This is a genomic window from Cyanobium sp. HWJ4-Hawea, from assembly GCF_024345815.1.
Classification (GTDB): Bacteria; Cyanobacteriota; Cyanobacteriia; order PCC-6307; family Cyanobiaceae; genus Cyanobium_A.
In genome coordinates this window covers 35,401-61,463 of record NZ_JAGQBV010000005.1, presented here as the reverse complement: position 1 = coordinate 61,463, position 26,063 = coordinate 35,401, and the positions used below count along the sequence as shown (strand labels likewise).

Annotated in this window: 27 protein-coding genes; 11 read left to right on the top strand and 16 right to left on the bottom strand. The window is 59.7% G+C overall.

The features are described from left to right. From KBY58_RS02280 to KBY58_RS02240, 9 genes are all read right to left on the bottom strand, one after another. A partial coding sequence (locus KBY58_RS02280; protein WP_255002663.1) for an iron-containing alcohol dehydrogenase occupies positions 1–1,010 on the bottom strand: 1,010 nt, incomplete at its 3' end. Positions 1,011–1,062: 52 nt separating this feature from the next. Next, positions 1,063–1,467 (bottom strand): hypothetical protein, encoded by a 405-nt coding sequence (locus KBY58_RS02275; protein ID WP_255002662.1) that lies wholly within the window; start codon positions 1,465–1,467, stop codon positions 1,063–1,065. A gap of 406 nt (positions 1,468–1,873) precedes the next feature. Next, a complete protein-coding gene (locus KBY58_RS02270) occupies positions 1,874–2,518 on the bottom strand; it encodes a hypothetical protein (protein WP_255002660.1) in 645 nt (214 codons plus the stop codon). Between the two features lie 11 nt (positions 2,519–2,529). Next, the gene (locus tag KBY58_RS02265; RefSeq protein ID WP_255002658.1) at positions 2,530–3,039 is read right to left on the bottom strand and encodes a hypothetical protein; all 510 of its coding nucleotides are present in this window, start codon (positions 3,037–3,039) and stop codon (positions 2,530–2,532) included. Between the two features lie 2 nt (positions 3,040–3,041). Further along, positions 3,042–3,644 (bottom strand): hypothetical protein, encoded by a 603-nt coding sequence (locus KBY58_RS02260; protein WP_255002656.1) that lies wholly within the window; start codon positions 3,642–3,644, stop codon positions 3,042–3,044. Between the two features lie 145 nt (positions 3,645–3,789). Continuing rightward, complete coding sequence (locus tag KBY58_RS02255) at positions 3,790–4,482, bottom strand: tetratricopeptide repeat protein (protein ID WP_255002654.1); 693 nt, start codon at positions 4,480–4,482, stop codon at positions 3,790–3,792. A gap of 52 nt (positions 4,483–4,534) precedes the next feature. Continuing rightward, positions 4,535–5,605 carry a hypothetical protein gene (locus tag KBY58_RS02250; RefSeq protein WP_255002653.1) on the bottom strand — a complete coding sequence of 357 codons (1,071 nt, stop codon included), beginning with the start codon at positions 5,603–5,605 and terminating at the stop codon, positions 4,535–4,537. A gap of 129 nt (positions 5,606–5,734) precedes the next feature. Then, entirely contained in the window at positions 5,735–8,302 is a 2,568-nt protein-coding gene (locus tag KBY58_RS02245) for an ATP-dependent Clp protease ATP-binding subunit (protein ID WP_255002652.1), read from the bottom strand. 224 nt (positions 8,303–8,526) lie between these two features. Then, positions 8,527–9,099 (bottom strand): GNAT family N-acetyltransferase, encoded by a 573-nt coding sequence (locus KBY58_RS02240; protein WP_255002650.1) that lies wholly within the window; start codon positions 9,097–9,099, stop codon positions 8,527–8,529. Here KBY58_RS02240 and lysA point away from each other — a divergent pair. The 7 genes from lysA to KBY58_RS02205 are packed head-to-tail and all read left to right on the top strand — an operon-like array spanning position 9,098 to position 15,314. Continuing rightward, positions 9,098–10,489, top strand: a complete 1,392-nt coding sequence (gene lysA / locus KBY58_RS02235; protein WP_255002649.1) for a diaminopimelate decarboxylase — start codon at positions 9,098–9,100, stop codon at positions 10,487–10,489. The two genes, KBY58_RS02240 and lysA, sit on opposite strands and share 2 nt — an antisense overlap. 20 nt (positions 10,490–10,509) lie before the next feature. Then, entirely contained in the window at positions 10,510–11,322 is an 813-nt protein-coding gene (gene cdaA / locus KBY58_RS02230; RefSeq protein WP_409995704.1) for a diadenylate cyclase CdaA, read from the top strand. Then, on the top strand, positions 11,319–12,095 hold the full coding sequence (locus KBY58_RS02225; RefSeq protein ID WP_255002646.1) for an isoprenyl transferase: 777 nt from the start codon (positions 11,319–11,321) through the stop codon (positions 12,093–12,095). Before cdaA ends, KBY58_RS02225 begins: the two co-directional genes overlap by 4 nt. Further along, positions 12,088–13,047 carry a biotin synthase BioB gene (gene bioB / locus KBY58_RS02220; RefSeq protein WP_255002645.1) on the top strand — a complete coding sequence of 320 codons (960 nt, stop codon included), beginning with the start codon at positions 12,088–12,090 and terminating at the stop codon, positions 13,045–13,047. Before KBY58_RS02225 ends, bioB begins: the two co-directional genes overlap by 8 nt. 14 nt (positions 13,048–13,061) lie before the next feature. Further along, positions 13,062–14,018 carry a rhodanese-related sulfurtransferase gene (locus tag KBY58_RS02215; protein WP_255002644.1) on the top strand — a complete coding sequence of 319 codons (957 nt, stop codon included), beginning with the start codon at positions 13,062–13,064 and terminating at the stop codon, positions 14,016–14,018. A gap of 13 nt (positions 14,019–14,031) precedes the next feature. Next, positions 14,032–14,784, top strand: coding sequence for a glutathione S-transferase (locus tag KBY58_RS02210; protein WP_315858015.1), 753 nt, complete (start codon positions 14,032–14,034; stop codon positions 14,782–14,784). Then, a complete protein-coding gene (locus tag KBY58_RS02205) occupies positions 14,781–15,314 on the top strand; it encodes a hypothetical protein (protein ID WP_255002643.1) in 534 nt (177 codons plus the stop codon). The genes KBY58_RS02210 and KBY58_RS02205 overlap by 4 nt, the downstream gene beginning before the upstream one ends. On the opposite strand, the gene KBY58_RS02200 is transcribed toward KBY58_RS02205, so the two are convergent. From KBY58_RS02200 to recR, 3 genes are read right to left on the bottom strand one after another with little or no spacing between them, the layout of a single operon-like run. Beyond that, the gene (locus KBY58_RS02200; protein ID WP_255002642.1) at positions 15,299–16,606 is read right to left on the bottom strand and encodes a carbohydrate porin; all 1,308 of its coding nucleotides are present in this window, start codon (positions 16,604–16,606) and stop codon (positions 15,299–15,301) included. The genes KBY58_RS02205 and KBY58_RS02200 overlap by 16 nt on opposite strands. Positions 16,607–16,610: 4 nt before the next feature. Next, positions 16,611–17,513: a lipoyl synthase gene (gene lipA / locus KBY58_RS02195; RefSeq protein ID WP_255002641.1), complete on the bottom strand. Its 903-nt coding sequence runs from the start codon at positions 17,511–17,513 to the stop codon at positions 16,611–16,613. A gap of 5 nt (positions 17,514–17,518) precedes the next feature. Beyond that, positions 17,519–18,088 carry a recombination mediator RecR gene (gene recR / locus KBY58_RS02190; RefSeq protein WP_255002666.1) on the bottom strand — a complete coding sequence of 190 codons (570 nt, stop codon included), beginning with the start codon at positions 18,086–18,088 and terminating at the stop codon, positions 17,519–17,521. Positions 18,089–18,201: 113 nt separating this feature from the next. Here recR and psbP point away from each other — a divergent pair, with 113 nt between their 5' ends. From psbP to KBY58_RS02170, 4 genes are read left to right on the top strand one after another with little or no spacing between them, the layout of a single operon-like run. Then, positions 18,202–18,753, top strand: coding sequence for a photosystem II reaction center PsbP (gene psbP, locus KBY58_RS02185; protein ID WP_254932996.1), 552 nt, complete (start codon positions 18,202–18,204; stop codon positions 18,751–18,753). Next, a complete protein-coding gene (locus tag KBY58_RS02180; RefSeq protein WP_255002640.1) occupies positions 18,728–19,783 on the top strand; it encodes an FAD-dependent oxidoreductase in 1,056 nt (351 codons plus the stop codon). The genes psbP and KBY58_RS02180 overlap by 26 nt, the downstream gene beginning before the upstream one ends. A 2-nt stretch (positions 19,784–19,785) precedes the next feature. After that, complete coding sequence (locus tag KBY58_RS02175; RefSeq protein WP_255002639.1) at positions 19,786–21,126, top strand: NHLP bacteriocin system secretion protein; 1,341 nt, start codon at positions 19,786–19,788, stop codon at positions 21,124–21,126. After that, positions 21,123–21,329, top strand: a complete 207-nt coding sequence (locus KBY58_RS02170; RefSeq protein WP_255002638.1) for a hypothetical protein — start codon at positions 21,123–21,125, stop codon at positions 21,327–21,329. Before KBY58_RS02175 ends, KBY58_RS02170 begins: the two co-directional genes overlap by 4 nt. 4 nt (positions 21,330–21,333) lie before the next feature. Here KBY58_RS02170 and KBY58_RS02165 read toward each other — a convergent pair whose 3' ends face one another. The 4 genes from KBY58_RS02165 to KBY58_RS02150 are packed head-to-tail and all read right to left on the bottom strand — an operon-like array spanning position 21,334 to position 26,045. Then, positions 21,334–22,392, bottom strand: coding sequence for an FUSC family protein (locus tag KBY58_RS02165; RefSeq protein WP_255002637.1), 1,059 nt, complete (start codon positions 22,390–22,392; stop codon positions 21,334–21,336). Next, positions 22,389–23,414 carry a hypothetical protein gene (locus KBY58_RS02160; RefSeq protein WP_255002636.1) on the bottom strand — a complete coding sequence of 342 codons (1,026 nt, stop codon included), beginning with the start codon at positions 23,412–23,414 and terminating at the stop codon, positions 22,389–22,391. Before KBY58_RS02160 ends, KBY58_RS02165 begins: the two co-directional genes overlap by 4 nt. 13 nt (positions 23,415–23,427) lie before the next feature. Next, positions 23,428–25,203 (bottom strand): TolC family protein, encoded by a 1,776-nt coding sequence (locus KBY58_RS02155; protein WP_255002633.1) that lies wholly within the window; start codon positions 25,201–25,203, stop codon positions 23,428–23,430. 11 nt (positions 25,204–25,214) lie between these two features. After that, positions 25,215–26,045 (bottom strand): hypothetical protein, encoded by an 831-nt coding sequence (locus KBY58_RS02150; protein WP_255002631.1) that lies wholly within the window; start codon positions 26,043–26,045, stop codon positions 25,215–25,217. Positions 26,046–26,063: the final 18 nt, after the last annotated feature.

Below are 26,063 nucleotides of genomic sequence, written 5' to 3'. Positions count from 1 at the left end.
GGCCTGCAGGCAAAGGCACAGGCCTGCTGGAGCTCGTTCAAGTTGGCGTTGGCTAGGCCCAAATCGCCCAACTCCACGGGCAGTTTCAGCTGCCGAAACAGGGGAATTAATTGCCGCCTGGCCTGGCCCGCCAATTGGTTCTGGCCGATCAGCTCCTCCAGGCGCAGCTGAACCAGGATTCCAAAGCCCACCTTCTCGCCGTGCAGCAGCCCATGGCTGGCGGGCAATTGGGTCAGGCCGTTATGGACGGCATGGGCGGCCACGGTGCGGCAGCGGGCACCACCAATGCCGCCAATCAGTCCGGCGCTGAGGGCACAGGCCTCGGCCACCCGCACCCAGGCCTCTGAATCGGGATCGGCCATCGCCGCTTCCGCCTCCAGCAGCAGTTGGTCCCGCAGCACCCTGGCCATTTGCACCGCCTGCTGCACCATGCCATCGCTGCTGGCGCCACTGCTCACCGAGGCCTCATACCACTTGGCCATGCCGTCGGCGATGCCGCTGGCGAGGGTGCGGGGCGGTGCTTGGCGCACAAAGCCATGGTCAAAGACCAGTAAATCTGGGCAGCGATCCAGGGCCACATCGCCCTCAAAGGCCCCCCCGGGCGAATAGATGTTGGCGAGGGCGGTCCAGCCCGCACAGGTGGCGGCACTGGTGGGCACCGTGATGCAGGCCAGGCCAAGGCGATGGGCCAGGAGTTTTCCCGCATCGAGCACCTTGCCACCGCCAATCGCGATCACCGCATCGACTTGGGCGGCGAGGGCCTGGGGGGCGAGGGCGGCTAGATCGTCTTCACAGCAGTCGAACTGGAGTTGGGCGGAGCGGCAGACCAGGCCAGCCAGTTCCAAATCACCTTGGCATTGCTGCCTCAGGGCGGCGGTGGCGGCACTGCGACCAAGGACCATAGGCCTATCAGTTATGGCCCTAATGACAGGCAATGCCATTAACCAGGCCTCTGGTCCGCGAAGGATTTGTGAGGGCGAAATCCAGTGCCTTGAAGTGTGTGGTTCCAAAACAACTTAAAATCTGTCTGTAGAAATTCTAATATGGGAGCGTAGAAACTAACTATTGAGGGCCTACCTGGATGGTCCAGGATTTACCAGTGTTGGTATTAACCGTGGTAGTTGAACCATTTTTCGCTTCGATTTTGGTCCAATAGCCGTTGGCGCCTAGCTGAGGATCTATGGGGGTTCGTCGTTGATGACCATTTTGAATAGGAGTTCCTGGAGTAAATGGACCTGCTGCATATCCATAAAACCCATCCGATGCAAAGCCTTGGCGAAAACTATTTGAATTGATGCTCATACCGTGGCTGGGAAATTGCGGACACAAATTATTAGGATTATTGTCGCCTGGATCGGTTGGTATGCAAGGCGTTGCGGACGAACGGGAACATGCATAAAATACAGCTGCAAATATTAAAATGCGGGAGAGTGGCTTGGGCAATGAAAAAATAAGGCTAGAAGGCATCTTCGAAATCATTTTTGGACTTGATACTAGATTTTGTTGAAGATCTATTTATTTTGTACATAGAGTTATTACCGGAATTGATAATGTTATTTGTGCTTTGGATCAAATTTGATGACTGCATTGGCAAGCAGGTGAATTGTGTTTGGCTAGCTAGGATTGCTCCAAATTGCAAGCACTCAAATCTTTTCTTTGCAAGGTTTAGACATTGAATTGTCGCACCTGGTATGGATGTACAACTTATTAATTGGCCATCGTCAACGCGTTGGCAAAAACCAGTGCCGTCCATGTTCGAATTGCAATAGACAATTAGTTGGCTCTCTTCTTGTGAGGCAGGAAGCTGTGCGATTGCGCTGGTGTCAACTAAGCACACAAAACAACTTGTACAAATGGCTCGAAAAAATTTCAATTATAGCTCCCTTGTCGTCCTAGGCTTTAGTGCTGGCAATGTATTGGAATTGCTAGGTCTTTCTTGACTATTGGCGAGGGATTTCCCCGCTTGATTTGGCTTGGGTTGTGATGTATTAAAAGAGCCCAAAGTGCACGGTTTTAACATTGGAAATATATCTGCATCAACGCTAAGATTATCCTTTTCGAGCTGGGCACACGTTCGCAGCATAGATAGTTGAGATGAAATTTCCCTGTCTCGAGCAGTAGCACCGGCCAATTGCTTGCAATAATCTATAATTGGCGAACCGAATGGAATGGCAATGCCAGCATTAACGTTAAAGTTGGCATTGTTATTACCACTTTTTTGAACTGGATCGTATGCGTCCAGCGAGGCCTCTCCATAACTTCCACCTATAAAAACAGTAGGTGTCCTACAAAAAATGCCAGGGGCAAATCCAAATTCATTTTGGTAGGTATTATTGCTTTGATAGTTTATATTTGTACCCCCTGTCGTGACGGAAGATGCAGCAGGTGCTGCTGAATTTGTCAGGGATGAACTGTTATTGGATGGCTGGGCACTAGCGAGTGGAGATAAAAAAACACCTAAGAGTAGGAGGCCTGTGACTTTTCGGGAAAAGTTTAAGCGAATTGAGAAATAAAACATAAACTGACTCTCTAGAAAGTCTGAGCAAAGTAGTTTTCAGACGTTACAAATCCTTTCTCGACACTTATGGTTGTTGTATGAACGGCAGTAGCTGAGGATGATCCGCTGCTTGCAGCATTGGAATCGGGACCATCAATAGAGGTAAGAGAAGAACGGAAATAAGTCCCATCATCTATGAGAAAAATGTTTTCCCCGGTAATTCCAGATATCTCTACATTACCCCCTGTAGGAGTTGCAAAAAATGTTGCCGATGCATTTCCGTTTGCATCTCCCATTTTGTTAACAATTGTAGTTCCAGATTTCAAACGTAGAACTGCTTCCGCGTCGATGGCGACGTTACCATTAGATTGACCAGACGTAGTTGCTCCGTAAGTTGTTTGAATTTTGTAGGAAAAAATACTTGATGTTGAACTTGACCTCCTAGTGTCCTGAATTCCAGGAGATTGCTGAGCAAGTGCTGAATGTGTAAAAAGAATGAAAAAAAATAAAACGAATTTTGCAGTAGACTTGTAAGAGTTCATTCTCAATACGCCTGAAGAAACACAGAAGTAAAGTTAGTGGCATTTATGTCTACATTGGAATTGTTTACAATATTTGCATTGCTTGCTGCAGAACCAAGTACAACCGTTGACGTTGAGCCCATCGGCAACTGCTTACCATCATTGCCTGGAACGCCACCCGCCCCGTATGTTTCGTGGAGTGTAGCAGAGCGAGTTTTAAATTCTGATTTAAGTGGATCTATTGGCATGTTAAATGATCCTGTGATACCACTGATGTCAGTTTTCCCAGAAGAAGAATCAATGCCAGAAGTTTGGGATTTTAAATTTTCAATATTTGCAATTACTTTCCCAGTAGTGCCACCAAATGTAAATTTAATACTGGTATCAGCGGCTGGGGCCAATGCAGCTTGAGCACTTGAACTGGCGCCTGAATTAGTATTTATGTTTGTATTAACCCCAAACGATGTTGTTGCCCCGAAACTTAATGAAGACTTGCTGCCAGATTGTATCGACATGTTAACAGTGTCACCCTTTGCTGGTGTGGTGAGCGTAGGTAGGGTCTGAGAGTTTACGGGGGAAATGGCTAGGCCCATTAAAGGCAGAGACCATAAATTTTTGAGCTTCATTTTGAGTAGACCAACTCGTTCAAGTCTACACTCGAACAGCCCATGGCTGCAATGATTTGAGAATCGGCTTTCAGGGAGTTGCAGATTTAGGATCTTGAACATTGGGCTTGTCGAGCTGGGTGCTACTGGTATGGCTTGGCAAGCCTTATTTGCTCTTGCAGTAGGCAACGATCCACTGCTTGATATCATTTGCTCCGAGAGAAACAGCTTTCCGCCAATCTTGACACGCCAATTTATTCTGCTTGGTGTAAAATAGTGTAATACCCCTATTTCTGTAGGCGTCGATGTAATTTTTATCGTATTTCAAAGCCCTGTCAAAATCTAATAATGCCTTTGGAAGATCATTCATGCCTGCATAGGTTACGCCCCTGTTAAGATAAGCGACAGGATTATCGTTTTTTATCTGTATAGATTTTGTGAAGTCTTCAATTGCGCCATCAAGTTGCCGCAGCGCCCCCTTCGTAAGGCCTCTATTCACAAAAGCTTTATGGCTTTTAGGGTTGATGTAGATTGAAATTGTATAATTTTCAAATGCGTCTAAATCTCTTTTTAATTCTTGCAGGGCTCTGGCTCTAATGAAATAGTAGTAATCATTGTCCTTTTGGTATCTCGGGTCTGCGGAATCAAGTAAATTAAGCGCATTTTGGGGGGAACCTGCTTTTATTAGTTTAATGGCTTCCGCTAGGTCGTCAGTTTTATTTTGAATTATTTGGTGAGGATTTGATTTATCTGCGCTAAATGCGTTTGATATTGGGAAAGTAATCGCGATAATGAAAGTAAGTGCTAAGAATCTGATCAATGCCATTCTGATTTGCGTAATTTTCTGGGTTCTAGGCAAAAAAAAGGGAGAAGCAAAGCTTCTCCCTAGCTCAATCTTAATGAACGACTTCTCAGAAGGCTTGGATGAAGGCTGAAGAGGAGTTGGACGATGATTGAGTAGCAAATGAGCTGGTGCTCAAGGATGCGCCAGCTCCAGAGTTGGCGGTACCGTTTGTGCTCACAAGAGGGCTGGTTGTGGTTGTTGTGGCTGAACCCGCTGCGGCTGGAGTAACTGATACTGTTTGAGTCTGAGGATTGCGAACAATGTCAGATTTAAACGTAGAAGTAGCGCCTGCATTGATCGCAGCATCAGATCCAATACCCTTAACTGTCACATCACTGGTTTGAGTGGTGCTAGAGCCAAGAGCAGCGCGGGAATCTGATTGAGACTTGTTATACGAAGTATCCCATGCGGATTTCCATTCGGCTTCAGTTTTATAACCACTTGTTCCTGATGCGTTTTTCCCTGAATATTGTGAATATGAAGTATCCCATGCGGCATTTGCCGATGATGAAGCCTGTTGATTGACATAGTTGTCAACAGAAGAGCTGCTGGCGTTACCCGTGGTTACGGTTTTAAAGGAACCACTGATGGTGCCATCTGTGGCTGTGGTGCTGCTATTAACAGTAGAATTTATTTTAGTGCTTGCAGTGTCGTAGTTTTGGTTATAAGCTGCTTGATAACCAGATTCCCACTGGGCTTTGGTTTGGCCTGTTTTTTTGTCGCCTGTTTGGGATTCGTATGAACTTGCCCAGCCGGCTTGCTGGGTTGCTGAATATGCTGCATTCGCAGTTGCGGTTGCAGCCTGCGTGTTTGCATTTGTATTGGCAGCACCTGATGTGCCAATTGTCTGCTGCATCGTGCTGGTACCAGCAAGGTTCAGCAAGGAGCTTGAAGTTGCTGTGTAGTCGTTGGTTGATGAAGCAGATGAGTTAACCCCAAGGTTGGTTGAGGAACCAACGTTGAAGTTTTGGCTCGTACCCATGGAGTTGTTGAACTGGGTAGTGCCCTTGACATTCAGATTTAGAACGCCGGCACTTGTGTTGAGAATTGATTGGCTGCCTGCTGGCGTCTCAGCATGAACTGCAGAAGGGCTGGCCGTGGCCAAGAGGCCAAGGGCCAAAATTAGGGCTTTTTTCATTGGATCCTGATCAGGGAATTTGTACCTAGTCAACTAGGCAACTAAATCTTAGCTCGCCACGCGTCGACTTGCTGGTTTTGTTTTGAACGATACATTCACGATCTGTTCCTTGGCGAACATTGATGCCGCCTAGACCCCTGCAGCCGCCAGTTCAGGTAGGGCAGGGGCAGAGAGCTGTTTGCGAATCACCACCTGCTTCTCTTCGTTCACATCCACCAGGGCCGAATCCCCTTCGCCAATTCGACCGGTGAGGAATTCCTCGGCCAGGGAGTCTTCGAGCAGGCGCATCACGGCCCGGCGCAGGGGTCTGGCCCCGTAGCTGGGGTTGTAGCCCTCTTCCACCAACCGCTCCTTGAAGCTGTCGGTTACGGATAGGGCAATGCCCTTCTCCAGCATCCGAGCAAACACCTCCTTGAGCATGATCTCGGCGATTTCCTTGACCTCGTCGCGGCTGAGTTGGCGGAAAACGATGATTTCGTCGAGGCGGTTGAGGAATTCCGGACGGAAGTACTGCTTCAGCTCCTCATTCACCAGGGAGCGAATGCGGTTGTAGTTGGTTTCATCTGCATCGCCACCGCCAAATTCGAAGCCCAGGCCGCCGCCGCCCTTCTCAATAACCTTCGAACCAATGTTCGAGGTCATGATGATCAGGGTGTTTTTGAAGTCGACCGTGCGGCCCTTGGAATCGGTCAGGCGACCATCTTCAAGGAGCTGCAGCAGCAGGTTGAACACATCGGGGTGGGCCTTCTCAATTTCATCGAAGAGCACCACGGTGTAGGGCCTGCGGCGCACCGCTTCGGTGAGCTGGCCGCCCTCGTTGAAGCCCACGTAGCCGGGGGGGGAGCCGATCAGTTTGCTGACCGTGTGGCGCTCCATGAACTCGGACATGTCGAGCCGGATCATCGCCTCTTCGCTGCCAAAGAAGTAGGCAGCTAGGGACTTGGTGAGCTCGGTTTTGCCGACACCGGTGGGGCCGGAGAAGATGAAGCTGGCGATTGGTCGGTTGGGGTTCTTGAGCCCCACCCGGGCCCGGCGGATGGCGCGGGAAACGGCCTTCACGGCTTCGTCTTGACCAATCAGGCGCTGGTGGAGGGTTTCCTCCATGTTGAGCAGCTTTGCCGTTTCGGTTTCGGTGAGCTTTTGTACGGGTACGCCAGTCCAGGAGGCCACGATTTGGGCGATGTCCTCCTCTGTCACCATCGGCATGCGATCGGCATCGCCCACCTGAACTTCGGCTACCTGGGTGTCAGCCACTGAGCTTTCAGCAGAGGAGCTTTCAGCAGAGGAGTTTTCAGCAGCTGGGCTTTCGTCCTTGCGGGCCTGGAGGATCGAGCGGATTTGATCGCGCAACTCCACTTCCTTATCCCGCAGTTCTCCGGCCTTGCCGAAGTCCTGTTCGCGCACGGCCTGTTCCTTTTGCTTCTGCACGGCGCGCAACTGCTTGTCAACCTCCTTGGCGGCGGGAGGCAGCTTCGAATTCAGCAGGCGCACCCGGCTACCCGCCTCATCGACCAGGTCGATCGCCTTGTCGGGCAGGAAGCGATCTGAAATGTAGCGATCCCCCAGGGTCGCTGCCGCAACTAGGGCCTCATCGGCGATCTTGAGGCGATGGTGATCCTCGTAGCGCTCCTTGAGGCCCCGCAGGATTTCGATTGTGTCGAGCACGGATGGTTCGCCCACCATCACTGGCTGGAAACGGCGCTCCAGGGCCGCATCCCGCTCAATGTGCTTGCGGTATTCATCGAGGGTGGTGGCCCCGATGCATTGCAGCTCGCCCCTGGCCAGGGCCGGCTTGAGGATGTTGGCGGCATCGATCGCGCCCTCAGCTGCCCCAGCGCCGATCAGGGTGTGAACCTCGTCGATCACCAGGATCACGTTTCCGGCGCTGCGGATTTCCTCCATGATCTTTTTGAGGCGCTCCTCAAACTCGCCCCGGTACTTGGTGCCAGCCACCAGTGAGCCGATATCCAAGGTGAGCACCCTCTTCTCTTCGAGGATGTCGGGGATATCCCCGGAGTTAATGCGCTGGGCCAGGCCTTCGGCGATGGCGGTCTTACCCACCCCTGGTTCACCAATAAGCACCGGGTTATTTTTGGTGCGGCGACCCAGGATCTGGATCACCCTTTCAATTTCGTTCTGCCGGCCCACCACAGGATCGAGTTTGCCATCGGCGGCCTGTTGGGTGAGGTTGCTGCCGAATTCGTCGAGGGTGGGGGTTTTGGTGGAGCCCTTGCCGCCGCCGCCGCCCGCGGCCACCTCGGCCGTTTCACCCAGCATCCGAATCACCTGGGTGCGCACCTTGGCTAGGTCGACGCCGAGGTTCTCCAGAACCCGGGCTGCCACACCTTCACCTTCACGGATCAGACCGAGCAGCAGGTGTTCCGTACCTATGTAGTTGTGGCCGAGTTGGCGAGCTTCCTCTAGGGATAGCTCAAGCACCCTTTTGGCCCTGGGGGTGAAGGGAATCTCAACAGCCACAAAGCCGGAACCCCGGCCGATGATCTTCTCCACCTCGACCCGGGCGTCCTTGAGGTTCACCCCCATTGATTTCAGAACTTTGGCTGCCACGCCGGTGCCTTCACCAATAAGGCCCAGCAGAATTTGCTCGGTGCCAACAAAGTTGTGACCAAGACGGCGGGCCTCCTCTTGGGCCAGCATGATCACCTTGATGGCCTTTTCGGTAAACCTCTCGAACATGGTGCGGGACCGGTTACAAGTGCAACTAACCTATCAGGGTTGGAGGGTTTGGTGTGGTTCGGCCTACTGAATCGGGTGATCAGTAGTTGTGGCAAGCGATCACAACCATTCCAGCAATAATTAATTCGCTGTAGATATGGTGATTAGGCGATAAAAAAAGCCGGTTATCCGCACTCCACTGCCCAACCCGGCAGCTCTTTTGATCAAGGCCTAATTAATCATTTCTACAAACTCACCCATTGGATCAGGGCATCGTCGCCATTGCGGTAGTAACCGCGACGAATACCTGCATCGCGAAAGCCGAGGCGGCGGTAAAGGGCCACGGCCGCAAGGTTGCCGCAGGCCACCTCCAGGGTGGCCTGGAGGGCCCCCTGCCCCTTGCCCAACTCCAGTAGGGCCCCCAGCACCTGGCAGCCCAGGCCGCGCCGTCGCTGCTGCGGGGCCACCGCCACCAGGGTGATGTGTAGTTCGTCCACCACCAGCCAGCCGCTGGCCATCGCCCCCAGCACCTGGGGATTTGGGCTGGCCCCAAGCCAGATGCCCATGCCCGGCCGGTGCGGGTCGGCCAGCTCCGTTTGCCAATGACTGCGGCTCCAGATGCCGCCCAGGCAGCTTTGGTCAAGCTGGAGGCAGTGCTCCAGATCGCCACTTTCCAGGGGTTTGGCCCGGCCCGGATGCCCCATGGTTCCAATCGTCATCGTCTTTGTACCCCTGGCCGTTTCAACACACCCATCGCCATTTGAGGGGGCATCAATACCATTGCTGAAATCTGAACTGCTGCAATAGGCCGGCGCCATGGTGGCTTCCACTGAATTCGCAAAAGCTTTTGGGGCTGCCCTCGAGCCAAATCTTGACCTGGCCAGCCCCAACCGCAACCTGGCGCCCCTGACCGCCCGGATCGAAACCACGGGCCACTTGGCCGTGGGTGGTTGCCGTTTGGCGGATCTGGCCAGTAGCTATGGCACGCCGCTTTACGTGCTCGATGAGGCCAGCCTGCGGGGTACCTGTCGGGCCTACCGCCAGGCCCTCGAGCAGCACTACCCGGGCCCGTCGTTGGCGATCTATGCCTCGAAGGCCAATAGCTCCCTGGCAATTTCCGCCCTGGTGGCCTCCGAGGGCCTTGGTCTCGATGCGGTGTCTGCGGGGGAGCTGCTGACTGCCCTCGAGGGCGGCATGCCCGCCGAGCGGATCGTCTTCCATGGCAACAACAAATCCCGGGAGGAACTGGCCCTGGCCGCAGGGCGGGGGGTGACGGTGGTGGCAGACAACTGGCGGGATTTGGAATTGCTTGGCGAGTTGGCAGAGGTCTTCAGCCAGCCGGTCCAGTTGATGCTGCGCTTTACCCCTGGGATCGAATGCCATACCCACGAGTACATCCGCACGGGTCACCTAGACAGCAAATTTGGCTTTGATCCCGACCAGCTGGAGATCGTGCTGAAACATTTGGCGGGCTGCCCCTGGGCCCGGCTCACTGGCCTGCACGCCCACATCGGCTCCCAAATTTTTGAACTCCAGCCCCATCGCGACCTGGCTGGGGTGATGGCCGATGCGCTCCAGCTGGCCCGCTCCCTGGGCCATCCGATCCGGGATTTGAATGTGGGTGGTGGCCTGGGCATTCGCTATGTGGCCTCCGACGATCCCCCTTCGATCCAGGAGTGGGTCAAAACCGTGGCGGAGGCGGTGCTGGCTGCCTGCCGAGCCCGCGATTTGGAGTTGCCGCGGCTGCTCTGTGAGCCAGGCCGATCGCTGGTGGCCACGGCCGGTGTCACGGTTTACGAAATAGGCAGCCGTAAGGAGATTCCAGGCATTCGCACCTATCTATCGGTGGATGGGGGGATGAGCGACAACCCCCGGCCAATTACTTACGAATCCCAATACACCGCCATGCTGGCGAATCGTCCCCTGGCCGCTGCCACCGAAACGGTCACGGTGGCTGGAAAGCACTGCGAATCGGGCGATGTGCTGCTCAAGGACCTGGCCCTGCCCCCTGCCACCAGTGGCGATTTGCTGGTGGTGTTTTCCACCGGCGCCTACAACGCTTCGATGGGCTCCAATTACAACCGCATCCCCCGGCCCGCCGCCGTTTTGGTCCATGGGGGCGTGGCGGAATTAGTTCAACGCCGGGAGCAACCGGAAGATCTACTGCGCTACGACGTTTTGCCTTCCCGACTTATGCCGGTAACTTGATTACAGGTATGGGGGCAACGTTGGCCGCGCTGCAGTTGATCGACTTTCGACTGCTCCTCGACCTGATCTTTGCCACTGGCTTGGGGGTCTTGGTGCTGGGTCGGGTCACGGAGGCCCGCACCCTTTGGCTGTTGCGGGGCTATCTGCTGCTGGTGGCCCTGGCCTGGTTTGTGCAGCGCTACGCAAACCTGCCCCTCACCTCCAAGTTGGTGGATGCCCTAGTGCTGGCCTGCAGCCTTGCCCTGGCCATCCTCTGGCAGGGGGAATTGCGGCGGCTGATGGAATTGCTTGGCACGGCCCGCATTGGCTTGCTCTTTGGCAGTCGTAAGCGGGATCAACTGGCCTCTGGCTCGGTGGCGATCCTCAGCGAGGCGGCCGGTCGCCTTTCCCAGGCCCGCCGTGGCGGTTTGATTGTGGTGGATATGGGCAGCGACCTGCGCCCCGAGGATTTTCTTAATCCAGGCATCAACCTCGATGCCCAATTGTCGGTTGACCTGCTGCTCAACCTTTTTGCGGCCGACACCCCACTCCACGATGGGGCAGTGCTGGTGAAGGCGAACCGGATCGTGGCGGCGGGGGTGATCCTGCCCCTCTCCCGCCAGGGCCTCAACCGCTATGGCACCCGCCATTTGGCGGCCCTGGGCCTAACTGAGCGCTTTGATCAATGCCTGGCGATTGTGGTTTCAGAGGAAACCGGGACCCTATCGCTCGCCTCCCAAGGCCGGCTGGAGCGGCCGATCACCAGTAGCCGTTTGCACGACCTGCTAAGCCAGGCCCTGGCCTTGCCAGCAGGTCGTAGCGTGGTCAAAGACCCGCTGGAACTTCGCGGATGAGTCGCGTGCTGGCGACCACCCCGGCCCTTGGCCGCACACCTTTGCCGACGGGCCTTGATCCGGCCCGTTTGCCGCGCCATGTGGCCGTGATCATGGATGGCAATGGCCGCTGGGCCAGCCGCCGCAACCTGCCCCGGGTGATGGGGCACCGGGAGGGGGTGGAGGCCTTAAAGCGCACCTTGAGGCTCTGCAGCGACTGGGGAATTGGCTCTTTGACGGCCTATGCCTTCTCCACGGAAAACTGGAATCGGCCCGGCGAGGAGGTCAGTTTCCTGATGACCCTGTTTGAGCGGGTGCTGGCTCGCGAGCTCCAGGCCCTTGAGCAGGAGCAGGTGCGCATCCGTTTCCTTGGCGACCTCTCCCCCCTGCCAAATGGATTGCAGCAGCTGATAGCCGACGCCACGGCCCGCACTGCGGCCAACACCGGCATCCATTTCAACGTTTGCACCAACTATGGCAGCCGGGCCGAATTGGTGCTGGCCGCCCAGCGGTTGGCCGAGCGAGCCGCCGCCGGCCAGCTGGCGCCGGCCGAGATCACTGAGGAACTGTTTGCCGCTGAGTTGCACACTGCCGGTGAGCCCGATCCCGACCTCCTAATTCGCACCAGCGGTGAGCGGCGCATCAGTAATTTCCTGCTCTGGCAGCTCGCCTATGCCGAGCTGCACATCACCGACGTGCTTTGGCCCGATTTTGACGAGCAGGCCATGTTGACTGCCCTGCTCGATTACCAGCGGCGGGAGCGCCGCTTTGGTGGTGTTGACCCCCTTGCCTGACCACCTAGTGATCACCCGCCACAACTGGAGCCGCGCCGAGATCCAGACCCTGCTGGAACTGCCCCTGATGGACCTGCTCTGGCAGGCCCAAGGGGTGCATCGGGCCGCCAATCCCGGTTACCAGGTCCAGCTGGCTTCGCTGCTGAGTGTCAAGACCGGCGGCTGCGAGGAGGACTGCGCCTACTGCCCCCAATCGATGTACAACAGCAGCGATGTGGCTGCCCAGCCGGAGCTGGATGTGGCGCCCGTGCTGGAGCGGGCCCGGGCGGCTAAAGCGGCTGGGGCTGACCGCTTTTGCATGGGTTGGGCCTGGCGTGAAATCCGGGATGGCGCCCCCTTCGACGCCATGCTCGAGATGGTGCGCGGCGTGCGCCAGTTGGGCATGGAGGCCTGCGTAACGGCCGGCATGCTCACCGACCAGCAGGCCGCAAAGCTGGCGCAAGCGGGCCTGACTGCATACAACCACAACCTCGACACCAGCCCAGAGCACTACGACCAGATCATTTCCACCCGCACCTACCAGGAGCGCCTGGAAACCCTGGCCAGGGTCCGTAGTTCGGGCATCACCATTTGCTGCGGCGGCATCATTGGCATGGGAGAGAGCCACACTGATCGCGCCGGCCTGTTGGAGGTGCTCGCCAACCTCAACCCCCACCCCGAAAGCGTGCCGATCAATGCCCTGGTGGCGGTGGAAGGCACCCCCCTCGAGGACCTGCCGGCGGTGGACCCCCTGGAGCTGGTGCGGATGGTGGCCACCGCCCGGATAGTGATGCCCCACAGCCGGGTGCGCCTCAGCGCCGGCCGGCAGGAACTGAACCGGGAAGCCCAGATCCTTTGCCTGTTGGCGGGAGCGGATTCGATCTTCTATGGCGACACCTTGCTCACCACCGGCAATCCGGACGTGGCAGCAGATCGGGAGCTCCTGGCTGCAGCCGGCGTGCGGGTGGGCTGAGGAGTTTTGGGGCGATGGGTTTTCAGGTTGCCGCTTTCTACCGTTTTGCGCTGTTTAGCCAGGAAGAACTGCCGCTTTGGCAGCAGCGCTTGCGCAGCTTGGGGGAAGCCGCAGAGCTGAAGGGCACCGTGCTGCTGGCACCGGAGGGGGTGAATGGCACGATCTGCGGGCCTGAGGCTGGCGTAGAGAGCCTTGTTGACCAACTGCGCCTGGATCCTCGGCTTGTGGACCTGGAGGTCAAAACAGCCGAGGCCCACCAGCAGACCTTCTACCGCCTCAAGGTGCGCATCAAGCGGGAGATCGTCACGATGGGTTGTGGGGCCGTGAAGCCCTATCTGGGCGAGGCTCCCCGGGAGGCCTCAGCCGTGGGCACCCATGTTTCAGCCCAGCAATGGAACCAATTGATTGCCGATCCGGACACCCTGGTGATCGATACCCGCAACGACTACGAGGTGGCCCTGGGCAGTTTCGCTGGGGCCATCGATCCGGGCACCCGCAGTTTTCGGGAGTTTCCGGCCTGGGTTGAAAACAAGCTCAAGCCCTTGGTGGCGGAGCAAAAGCCCAGGCAGATCGCCATGTTCTGCACCGGTGGGATCCGCTGTGAGAAGGCCACGGCCTACTTGCTGCAGCAGGGTTTTGAAGGGGTCCACCACCTGCAGGGCGGCATTTTGAAGTACCTCGAAACCGTGCCTGAGCCGACAAGCCAGTGGCAGGGCGAGTGTTTTGTGTTTGACCAACGGGTCACGGTCAACCACCAACTCGAGCCCGGTGAGGCAAGCCTTTGCCATGCCTGCCGCCGCCCCCTCACCGCCGCCGATCGGCTGCTGCCTAGCTACGTGCCAGGGGTCAGCTGCGGCCATTGCTTGGCCGAGCACGATGCTGAAGATCGAGGCCGTTTTGCGGAGCGGCAGCGCCAAATTGGCCTGGCCAAGGCCCGGGGCGAGGCCCACATCGGCAAGCTGCACCAGTGAGCCAAGGCTGCCAGTGAAGCCAATCCTGTACAGCTTCAGGCGGTGTCCCTATGCCATCCGCGCCCGGTTGGCCCTGCTGGTGGCTGGCTACGTACCCGGCCACAACCTTGAGATCCGGGAGGTGAGCCTGAAGGCCAAACCGCCCGAACTGCTGGCCCTCTCGCCCAAGGCCACCGTGCCGGTGCTGCAGCTTTGGGAGCCGACGGGGTCGCCGATGGGGAAGCCGACCGGTGGGCAGGTTCTCGATCAAAGCCTGGCGATCATGCACTGGGCCCTTGAACGGGGCGATCCCCAGCGCTGGCTGGTGGGCTGGAGCGCCGCCGATCGGGCCACGATGGCCGAGCTGATCGCCGAAAACGACGGCCCCTTTAAGCACCATCTCGATCGCTTCAAATACCCCGATCGCTATCCCCAGGAAATATCTGCAGGGGAGCCGGGCGCAGCAGCCCAGGAACATCGGGCTGCTGGTCTGCGGATTTTGCGGCGCTGGAACAGGCGGCTGGAACTAACCCCTAGGCCCGGGGGCTGGTTGCTGGGGGATCGCCCCTCGTTGGCCGACATGGCCCTGCTGCCCTTTGTGCGCCAGTTCCGCTTGGCGGATACAACGGGCTTCGATCTGGAGCCGCAGCTGGAGGCTCTCCAGGTGTGGCTGGCCAGTTTTTTGCCCGGCGCCGAGCTGACGACGGTTCTCGAGAGCCCCTGGGCGGAGCGCACCCCATGGCTTTCAGCGGCTAAAGCTGGCCCCGTGGGAGCCCTGGCGCCATGACGATGCCCACCCTCGAGCAGTTGGAGCAGGAGGGTCAGCGCCGGGGTCTGTTGCTGCGCCTGCAGGTGGGCCGCCCCTTGGGGGTGGGGTGGAGCCTGCGGGTGGGGGTGGCGCGGCAGGGGACTGGGCAATCCGGGAAGGCTGGTGCTTTGCAGTTACTCGGCGAACTCAAGGGCTGGGCCCTGCCCACCACCGGCGGCCTGCGCCTCGACACGCTGCGGGTGCAGGGGGAGCAGGTGGCAGCAGTGGCACCCCTGATCTGTGCCGCGAGCTTCGCCTGGGCCCTCGAGCAAACACCCTGTCGCCAGGCCACGATCCTGGCGATCCGCGACAGTGACGGCCAGCACCGCCGCCTGGTGCGCTACTTCCGCAGCCTCGGTTTTTTGCCCCTCCGTGAGCTGGCGGCGGGCCCAGCCGACCTGGCCCCCCGGCTGCTGTGGGGGGGCTCAGGCCTGCTGATGCGGGCGGAATGCACGGAGGTGCTGTCCCGCAGTGTCCGCCGCCTGGGATTGGTTCAGAACTGCAGCTGAACCTGCAGGCCTAGGGCCAGGATGTTGCCGGTGCTGGATGTGCCTCCTGGATTGATGATCCACTGTAGAAATGGTTGCAGCGAAAGGTTGCTGTTGACCGTGGCGGTGTAGTTGAGCTCCAGGCTGGCTTCTGGGTTCAGGTTGGTTCCAGCCGTTGCGTTGAAGTTGTTTTGGCCGATCGCCAGGGCCAGTACATCTAGGGGGCGACCAGGAATAACCCCCTGACTCAACCAGCCACCACTTAGGAATAGTCCCAGGGGGGAATCGGCATTGTCTCCGGCACCACTAATGCCAAACCAAAACCGGTTGTCTATGCCTAGGGGCAGGGGAGCGGCCAGGGTGATACTGCTAAAAAATCCTGGAGTTAATAGGTGGCTGGTGGTATTTGCTTCGTAGGCGCCGCCAATTTGGAGCAGGGGTTTGGGCAATTGGCGGCTGATTAGTTGGGGCTCATTTGTAGATCCCTGCTTGCCATCTCCAGCATTTGTTTTCAGTTGAATTGGCAGGGCAAACTTTTGGTAGCCAGGCAGGCGGTCAAAGCTCCACTGCAGGGCCTGCACATGGCCAGTGCTTTTAACTTTTTGGGCATTGACTCCAAATAGGGAGGCAATGGCAACTTGGGGATCTAGCCAGAAGGCCCCATAACGCAATTCGCCGTTGGGACCGTAATCCTTAATGGGGCCCTTGCCGTTTGATCCTGGCCGCCAGTTCAGCTCAATTCCCGGCGTGGCGAATGGGCTTGTCGGCAGGTTGGTGATATTGAGATTTAAGGTGTTGTTGAACACCGAATTCACGTAGAAATTCAGTACGGGTGCCTCCGCAAAGCCTGGGTTAAGCGAAAAAATTCCCGCCTTGATATCCACCGAACCGGTGCCCGCACTGCGCTCGATTTGGGCGCCAGTTAGCCAGAGGCCCGTGGGTTCGTCGGTGGCGGTGAGGGGAAAGGCTGAACCGAGGCGTTGGCCGTAGCCGGGCGTGCCGTTGACCAAGGTCAGTTCGACGTTTGCACTCCAGTGGTCTGCCTCTTGCCAAATGGCAGGATCCTTGCCAAAACCACTGCTGGCACTGGCATTAAAGGTGGTTTGCTGAATCCAGTTGCTGGCCTTGGTTGTGCCCCCCGCTGGATTGCCCAGCAGGTCGCTTTGGATGTTGAGCCCCAACTGCAACCAGTCCGGGGTCAGGGGCGTGGCTGTTTGGGCAGCACTCGGCAGCTCGATCAAGGCAAGCGCGAATGTGGCAAATGCCACCGAGGCCACCCATGCCACCGATGCCGCAGGGCCGGGGTGCTGCATCGCCCTAGCTGGCTTCAGCGTGGTAGCTGCTGCGGACCAGGGGACCACTGCGGACTTGCTGGAAACCAAGGTCCTTGGCGATGGCTGCGAGCCCATCGAATTCCTCCGGTCTCCAGTAGCGCTCAACAGGAATGTGGGCCAACGAAGGCCGTAAGTATTGCCCGAGGGTGAGGCGCTGACAATTCGCTTTGCGCAGATCCCCTAGGGCCTCCACCACCTCTTCAAGGGTTTCGCCGAGGCCGAGCATTAACCCCGACTTGCTCGGGATCTGGGGTGCAAGTTCTTGGGCCGCGGCGAGTAACTCCAGGGAACGCTGGTAGGTGGCTCCCCGCCGCACTTCGCCCTGCAGCCGTTTCACGGTTTCCAGGTTGTGGTTGAAGCAGACGGGCCCTGCCGCCAGAACGGCCGCCAAGCGTTGACGTTGGGCTGCAATTGCCTCGCTTTGCAATGGAAAGCCACCCCAGAAATCTGGGGTGAGCACCTCAATGGCGACTAGGGGATTGCGGCGGCGGATGGCGGCCATGGCCCCGGTGAATAGGCAGACCCCGTGGTCGGGCAGGTCGTCGCGGGCGACGGCCGTGAGCACCACATAGCGAAGCCCCAGGGCGACCACGGCCTCAGCCACCCGCTCCGCTTCCTGGCTGTCATAGGGGTTGGGCGCTTCCCCTTTATCAACTTGGCAAAAGGCGCAGCTGCGGGTGCAGATCGGTCCACCGAGCAGGAAGGTGGCGGTGCCGGCCGCGTAGCACTCACCGCGGTTGGGGCAGCGGCCCTCCTCACAGATGGTGTGCAGCCTTTGCTGTTTCACCACTTCCTGCACGGCCTCCAGGCTGGATGCCGCACCAATCGGGCGACGCAACCAGGCCGGTAGCCGTTCCTGGGGTGGAATTGAGCTGTAGCGAGACATGGGCCTCACTCCACGGGCCGGCGCCCATCAAAGGCCCGGGCCAGGGTCACCTCGTCGGCATATTCCAATTCGCTGCCCACGGGCAGGCCATAGGCAATCCGACTGACGGTCGTAAATGGCTTTAGTAGGCGGGCGAGATAAAGGCTGGTGGTGTCTCCCTCCACGCTGGGAGTGAGGGCCAGGATCACCTCACCTATCCCCTCCCTATCGACCCGGTGGACCAGCGGTTGGACCTGCAGTAATTCAGGCCCGATCCCATCCATGGGCGAGATCAGGCCGCAGAGCACGTGATAGCTGCCCTTGAATTCCCTGGTGCGCTCCATCGCCAGTAGGTCGCGGGAGTCGGCAACCACACAGATCTGGTCTGTGTGGCGCTCCGGATTACGGCAGATATCGCAGAGCTCTTCTGAAGAGAGATGGAAACAGCGTTGGCATTGGCCCACCTGGCTGCGGGCCGCCAATAGGGCATCGGCAAAGGAGCGGATCTGCTCCTCTGGCTGACGCAACAGATGCAGGGCCAACCGTTGGGCCGTGCGCGGACCAATGCCTGGCAGTCGCTCGAACTGCTCAATCAGCCTGGCCAGGGGGCGGGTGAAGCCGCTCAGCGATCCGCTGCAATTGGCGCGAATCTAGGGGGATCTGCCGTCACTCAGCAGAATGCTCTTACCCGTTCTCTTCCTTTGGGTCCATGCTTCCCTTTCGCAACCTGCTGCCCCGAGCCCTTGCCCTGTTGACGGTGCTGGTGCTGGTCGGCTGCAGTGCATCAGCGGCCGGGCTTAATAGCTTCCAAAGTGCCGATGGTCGCTATGCCTTCCTCTACCCCACGGGCTGGAATCGGGTGCAGGTGAGCGGCGGCCCCCAGGTGGTCTTCCACGATCTGATCAACAGTGACGAAACCCTGAGCCTGGTCATCTCCCAGGTGACCCCCGGCAGCGACCTCCAATCCCTGGGCAGTGCGGTGGCGGTTGGCGAGCAGCTACGCCGCACGGTGATTGCCCCAGAGGGCAGTGGCCGCGTCGCCGACCTGGTGGAGGCCAGCGAGCGCAGCAGCGGCGGCCGCACCTTCTACGACATGGAATATGCGGTGCATCTGGACGACCGTGACCGCCATGAATTGGCCACGGTGGTGGTGGATCGGGGCAGGCTTTACACCTTGGCCGCCAGCACCAACGAAATCCGTTGGCAGAAGGTGCAGGGGCTGTTCCACCAGGTGATTGAGTCGTTCACCCTGCTGGTTTAGGGCCCTGGAGCTCCCCGATGTGGTGGTAGTTGGTGGCGGCCTGGCCGGTGGCCTATTGGCCTTGGCCTTGGCGGAAGCTGGCCAGCGGGTGGTCGTTGTAGACGCCGATAAAGCTGCTGCCACGGGCCTGAGCTACGGCGGCGTGGTGGGCGACGCCGTGGCTGGCTGGCAGCGGCTGCAACAAAGCCACGGTGACCTGGGCCTGAGCAGCTGTCGGATTTATCGCCACAGGATCCACTGCCACGGGATCCACCGCCACGGAAACCCTCCCCCGGAGCCCGCCACGGGGGGGGGCCGGGTAGATGGCCCTGTGTTTAGGAGCCGCCTGCCCCAAGCCCTTGCTGCCGCAGGGGTTGGACTTTTGCGGGGGGAGGTGCGCGGACCCCTATCGGCCCCGGGGCCAGGGGCCCCCTGGCGGCTTTGCCTGGGGGTGGATGCACCCCCGCTAGCTGCCCGAAAGGTGGTGTTGGCGGCGGGGGCCCATTGCCGCACGCTGTGGCCCGCTCTGCCTGATCGGCTGCGGAGCAGTTGGGCGGGAGTGCTCCAACTGGAGCAGGAACCCAGCCTCGCCAGCGCTAACTCCCTGGGGAAAACGGCCCAGCTGGGGCGGGGCGATTTGCTGATCCCCCAGCGCTTTGCCCGCCTGGATCTTGAGGCCCGTGCCGCCGAGCTCACGGAGGCCGAATGGGTGGTTGATCCGGGCCTGGCGCCCTGGGGCTCCCGATCCTTGCTGGGCCAAATCAGCTGGGTGCCCCCGGGATTGGCTGCAGGAGTGGAGTTGGCAGATTCCCCCGATCCGGCGGTGATGGAGAACCACCTACGGGCCGGTGTGGCTGCTCTGGATCCGGCCTTGGCCCAGCTGCCGGGCAATTTTCAGCAGTTGCCGGTGGCCTTTTGCATCGGATCCGAGCCCCTGGTGGGCCCCGTGGCCGATGCCCCCGGGCTCTGGGCGTTTAGCGGATTTAGTGGGGCCTTTAGCCAGGTGCCCCTATTGGTTGGCCAGATGGCGATGGCTGTTGCAAGCTGGTAGGCATGGTGGCCCCATCTGCAAACAGTCCGGATCCCTGGTGGCGCCAGCAATCCCGCCGGGTGGCGGCGCGTTGGCAGGGGCTCAGTGACCACGGCCAGGTGGGGGTGAGCCTGGCGGCGGTTGGCGGAACTTTGGTGCTTTGGGCCCTGTTTTGGCCAGTGCCCACCGAGGTGGAGGGCATGGGCGTGCTGGTTTTTCCAGATAATGCAGGCATCCTCAACGCCCGTTCAGGCGGCCAGGTGCGAGACGTTTTCGTCAAGACTGGCCAGCGGGTTCAGCGCGGCCAGGTGCTGATGCAGCTCTATCTACCCGTGCTGGAGCGCCAGCTCGACCAACAGCGCGGCAACCTGCGCCAGCTTGAAAGAATCAACGAAAGGCTCGATGCCCGAGACTCCCTGCGCCTACTCACCGAGAAGCGCAGTCTTGACACCACCCTGGCCAAATATGCCGGGGATCGCCGCCGCTACGGGGTGCTGCAATCGACCTATGCCAGCAAACTGCGCAATCTGAATTGGTTGTCCAGCCGCGAGGTGGTAGCCCCCCTATCCAGCGAGGTGGTCTCCGCTGAGCAGGGGCTGACAAACACCGGCGTCAGCCTCGACGACGTCAAGATCAACGAGAAGACCGCCCTGACCAACTACCAGCAGGTCAAGCTCAACATCGAAAGCCAGGCCCTGCAGCGCCGTTATCAAATCGACGACCTCAAGCGCCAAATCAGGGTGACAGAGGCGAAAATCGCCTACGACGGCAAGGTGCAGGCCGAGCGCGATGGCACGGTGCTCGACCTGCAGGTGATCGCCGGCCAGACCGTGGGTACGAGCCAAAGGTTGGGCACCATCGGCCGCCCCGACCAACCCAGGGCTAGCGATCGACCCCTCCGGGCGGTGGCCTACTTCTCCCCAGCCGATGCCCGCCGGCTCCCCCTGGGATTGCCCGTGGAGGTGGTGCCGATGTGGAACCAGCGGGGCCGCTTTGGCGGCATCGTGGGCAAGGTCAAGCAGGTGCTCACCCTGCCCGCCACGGCAGACGACATCTCCACAACCACCGGCAACAGCCAGCTCGCCCAGGAGCTGACCAAAAACGGCCCGGTGATGCGCACTGAGATTGAGTTGGACCGGGATCCCGCCAGCGTGGATGGCTACCGCTGGACCATCTCAGGCGGGAGTGGAGTTTTCCCGATTCGCGATGGTCTCACCATCTCCAGCCATGCCTATGTGGAGTGGCGTTCACCGATTACTTACGTGATTCCTGGTCTGCGCTCGCTTACGGGCGGCTACCGCACCCCGGGGATTGATCTGCGCTGGAACCGGCCATTCCTGCGTCAACCAGGCACCCTCCCATGAACCGTTTCAGGCTCCCCCGGCGTCTACCCCAGATCCATAACCCGCTGCTGCGGCAGGAATTTCCCTGGCTGGTGAGTGAGGTGGTTTTGCTGTTGATCCTGTTCAATGCCAACCCGCCGGAATTGTGGTTCTGGTTGGTGGTGTTGGTGGTGGTGTTGCTGTATCGAATTGAGCGCTGGTGGTCTGCGCGGCCGGTAAGCTGAGCCCTCAACTGGCCATGGAGCGCCACTGCTGTTCGGTGCTCTCCATGGTGTGGTCAATGCGGTTGAACACCATCAATCTCGAAGCCAGGGCAGTCAGCTGCTCGGCGTTGAGCTGCTGAGCCGCCGCCAGGGCCGTAGGTGTCTTGAGCAAATCCAGCCGCAGGATGGGGCTTGGCTGGGCGGGCGGCAGGGGCAGCTGGTGGGAATGGCTCAGCTGTACCTGCCACTGCAGCAACCTTGTGGCCACCTGCTCGGCAAATTCCACTCCGGCGGCCTCGAGCTCCTGGAGTCCCCACTGCTGCCACTTGGGTGCCTGCAGGCGGCGCAGCTCATCGAGATCCAGGATCAGGGCCTCACAGGCCTGGTCGAGCAGATCCCACATCCGGGCATGGGGGTGTTGGGCGGCCAAGGGCCCTAGCTCCATTAAGGCCCCCTTGCGTTGGTCACGCAGGCCCAAAAGGGTGGTTCGTAGGCCGCGAACCTGCTGGCCCAATTTTTGACGCCTCACCCCTACGGGCAGCAGGGCTGCGGCATGGTCATCGGCCATCGACTCAAAGGTTTGGCCCAAATCCGCCAGCAGCTGCAGGAGCCCCTGCCGCTGCTGGATGCGGGCCCGCGATGGCCAAAAAAGGCGCAGGCTCAACAGGGCGATCAGGATGCCGAAGGCCGTCCAGAAGAGGCGCAAGGTCAACCAGCTGTCGAGCTGCTGGTCATGGCTGAGCCAGCCCATCACCACCACAAAAAGGCAGACGCCGTAGCCAACGGTGAGACGCATTGAGCCTGCGATCAGCCTTGCCAGCAGCAGGGCCAGGGGCAGGGCCACCATCACTGGCAAATGGCCCCAGGCCCGATAGCCGAAGAACACGACAACGGCGCCAATGGTCGTGCCAATCAGTCGTTGGCGCCCCAGTTCGAGGGTGTTGCCGTAGTTGCCCACGGTCACGCTCAGCACCGCTAGGGCGGCGTAGTAGCCAAAGGAAAGGCCAGTGATGGCTACAAAACCGTTGACCACCGTCACCGTGGCGGCTAGGCGCAGGTTGTCCCTTAGGGCTTGGCTACTCATCGGACCGTGGCCGAGAGCTGCCCAACTGCGGTTTTTAGAAGCGCACGACCATTGGCAAGCTGCTGCAGGACCCGGCACTGCTGGCCAATGGCGAGTACCAGCGGTTTCGATGCGCCCAGGCTGGTGGCGTGATCCAGCCAAATCTGGGCTTCGCTGGCTAGGGGCTTGCCCGGAGTAGGGCTTGCCGGAGCCTGCAAGCACTTAGCCAGATCGGCCAGGGTGATCTCAATTAGGGCGTTGTCACCCCGTTGCTGAAGGGGGGCCGGCAGTTGGAGCAGCAACTGCTCCAGCAGTAGCCACTGGCGCAGCAGTTGCCTCAAGATGCTGCCCGCCTGGTACCAACGGGATAACAGGCGTATTTTTTGGGAGGAGTTGGCGCCAGTCTGGCGTTGGTTGCGCAGTTGCTGTAGCAGCAGAATCCTGGGCAGAAGCTCCTGGGAGCGCAGCGGTGGCGGTGCTTTGCCGCCGCCGTCCAGCCATTGCTGCATGGCTGTGATTTGTTGGCTGAGCTGGCTGGCGATCCCGGCCTCCAGGCCGGGCAGCTTCTGGAGCGGTTGGCGCGGCCAGAGCGCCCAGGTGGCCAGCTGCGCCATCAAGATCCCCACTGCCACTGCCAGGGCAAGGTCGAAGATCGTCTGCCAAGAAAACTGCTTGCCATGGTGCAGCACCTCAACGGCCCAGGCGCACAGGTAGCCGACGCTGAGGCCCTTGGTTAGCCCCAGGCTTCGCAGCAGTACCCCGCTGACCAGTAGGGAGATGCCGAGCACCACCCAATCGGTGGAGATTTCGTGCAGCACCATCGCGGTGAGAATGCCCACTAGGGCTCCGGCCATGATCTGGCCAACGCTGCCAGCGGGGCTGGGGTCGTCTTCATTGACGAACATCACCGCCATCACCAGGGCGAGCGTCATGTAGCTGCCGCGACCGGACCAGAGCATGATCCCGATGGCCAGGGTGGCGGCCAGCCAGATGCGGAGGCTGCTGCGCCAGAGGGGGCTGATCTGAGGTAGCTCAAGGGCCATTGATTTGCCCTGATCAGGGTTGGCCGGGCTGCTTGCTACCCAACAGCAACTGCGGCTTGATTGGCAGGTTGGGGTCCGTGGGCATGGGCAGGAGTTCCCTCAGCAATTTGGCGTAGGTGATGTTGACGTTCACCGTCGCATTGAGCCGCTGCACCAGGCTGTTGATCAGACGATCCTGGGTATTGGAGAGATTGAGCTCACTGTCGAGGCCGGTCAGGTAGCGCAGGCGCACATCCCGGAAGGCCTCGAGGGCTGCGGCCACCCCGCGGCGGGCGGAGCTCAACTTGGCCAGGCTGGCTTCATGGTTGAAAAATGCCTGCTCAATGCGCAGGCGGATGTCGTTGCGGCTGGCCGCATATTGCTGCGCCGTGGCCGCCTCCCTTCGCGCAAAGGCCCTGGCCTGCCCCGCGGTGTTGCCCGCGTCAAACAGCAGCCAGGTGAGGCTGAGCCCCACGGACCAATCCCAGCCAGTGGTGGTGGAGAGGGGCAGGGCGGTGGAGCCGCAACAGCCACCGCCACCAATGGTGAAGTCGCCCAGGCTGGTCTGGGAGCTGTTGCCACCGCCACTGGCGAACAGCGAAAGTTTTGGCAGTAGGCCAGCAGCTGTGGCCTGGCTCTGTTGGGCCAGGGCCGTGCGGGTAGCCAGGATTGCTTCCAATTCGGGATTGCCCCGGTAGGCCGCCAACAGGCTGGCTTCGAGATCCAGCGGCCAGCGGGGTTGCACCACGATTGGATCGCTGGCGCTAGGGGTGATTGAGGGGGGCAGGTTGAGCAGCACGGCCAACTGGCGCCGTGCCACGGCCCGGTCGGCCAGCGCCTGGATCAGGGTTTCTTCGTCTGAGGCCTGAATGGCGCGGCGGCGCAGCACATCGAGCCTGGGCACCAGGCCGGCCTGCTTGAGGTCGAAGGTGTCCCGCAGGATCAGCATGTCGTTGCGCAGGTTGGCGTCGTAGACGCGCACCAGTTGCTCGTCCTGCTGGAGCTGGTAATAGGCCTCACTCACCTGCAGCTGTAGGGAGCGCAGCTGGTTGGCGAAGGTGTTGCGCTGCTGATCCAGGCTGGCCCTAGCGGCCTTAACGGTGGGGGTGCGGGCAAAGTCGAGCAGGGCGTAGTTGAGCTGCAACCCCCCCTCAAAGCCCCATTCACCGGACGTGCCTGCCACGGAGCCGCCATTGGGCACATAAAAGGGGCCATTTGGGGGATCAAAATTGGGCCCAAAGCCCAGGTTGTCGTTTGGCTGGTTGGCGGTGGTGGTGCTGCGGCTGCGCTCATAGCCGCCATTGGCAAAGGCGCTGATCGTCGGCCAATAGCTGCCCATCGAGGCCTGGAAGCTGGCCATAGAGGCGGCCACCTGCTCTCGCTGGGCCTGGAGGCTGGCGCTATTGGCAAAGGCGATGGCCAGGGCATGCTCCAGGCTTAGCCCAGCGATGCTGCCGGGCTTGAGCTGTTGGGCTGTGGGTAGGGCTAAAGGGGGGCTAGCCACCGAGTTGGCTGGCTGGATGGGCCCCGTGGCCGGTTGGTTGGCCTTGATCAGGTTGGCGGGCAACGGCGGGGTGCTGAGCACATCAGCCACCGGCTGATTTGGCTCACTGGGCAGCAGTTGATCCAGGCTGCGTAATTGGGCATCCAGCTTCTGCCAATTGCGCTCGAGTAGCTCTGTACCTTTTCCCTGACTGGGCAAACCCGAGCCCTGACTGGGCAAACCCGGTTGATTGCCTGCAGGGATAGACGCCTGAACCGGCAGTGCCCCAAGCATAAAAATGGCCAGGGCGCGGGAGCGGATCGCCAATGGGATGCAGCTCAACGCCTGTTTGGACCAATTCTGCGCAGGGCAGATGCCCTTTGGCCCAGTGGGTGTTCAGATCGGGCTGCGGCTTTTTTTTGGCGGGGTTTGCCCAGTACCCCGGCAATGATGATGGCCAGGTAGAGCTGGCCCACGATTGTGATGGCCACGCTGCCGGTCAGGCTTGTGAGGCTGCCTGCTTTGAGCAGTGGGCTGCCGAGGGTGGTGAGGCTGGCGAAGGAGGCCCCAAGAATGGCGGGTGCATGGCGAATGCCATCGGGCAGGTTGGACGGGCGGGCCGCCAGGTTGAAGGCGGCAGGCTCCAGCACCAGCAGGGAATTCAGCACCACCCCGCCGATGAAGCCCACCAACAGATAACCGGCGGCTGCGCCCATCAATAGGTCGCCATTGAAGAGTGGTTCCGCCGCAAGGGAGTTGACCAGACCCCAAAGCATCTCGAGCATTAAGACCAGCCAGATCACCAGATGGGGGGCACTGAGCTGGACGGCCAGGGCAGGGTCCCAGACCAGGGCTGCCTGCCACACCACCTCGATTACGAGCGCCGCCAGCCAACCAACCAAGATCAACTTGCGCCTGAGGAAAACTCGACGCAGATAGCGACTAAGGGGGGCCGAGGATTTTTCGCTCTCCGTTCTCTTGAGGCGGTGTTGGGGCAACAGAGGTGAGGCCATCAGCACATTTGTCCCGGCAATAACCAGATACACCAGGCCCACTAGGCGGGGCGCATGCTGTAGGGCCCGCAGGCTCACCAGGGCAAGCACCTCCACGGCCAGAAGGGTGCGGTAGTAGGCGTGGCGCTCTCGCAGCAGTTGGCTGATGACGGCCATGGTGGATCCAGCTCCACC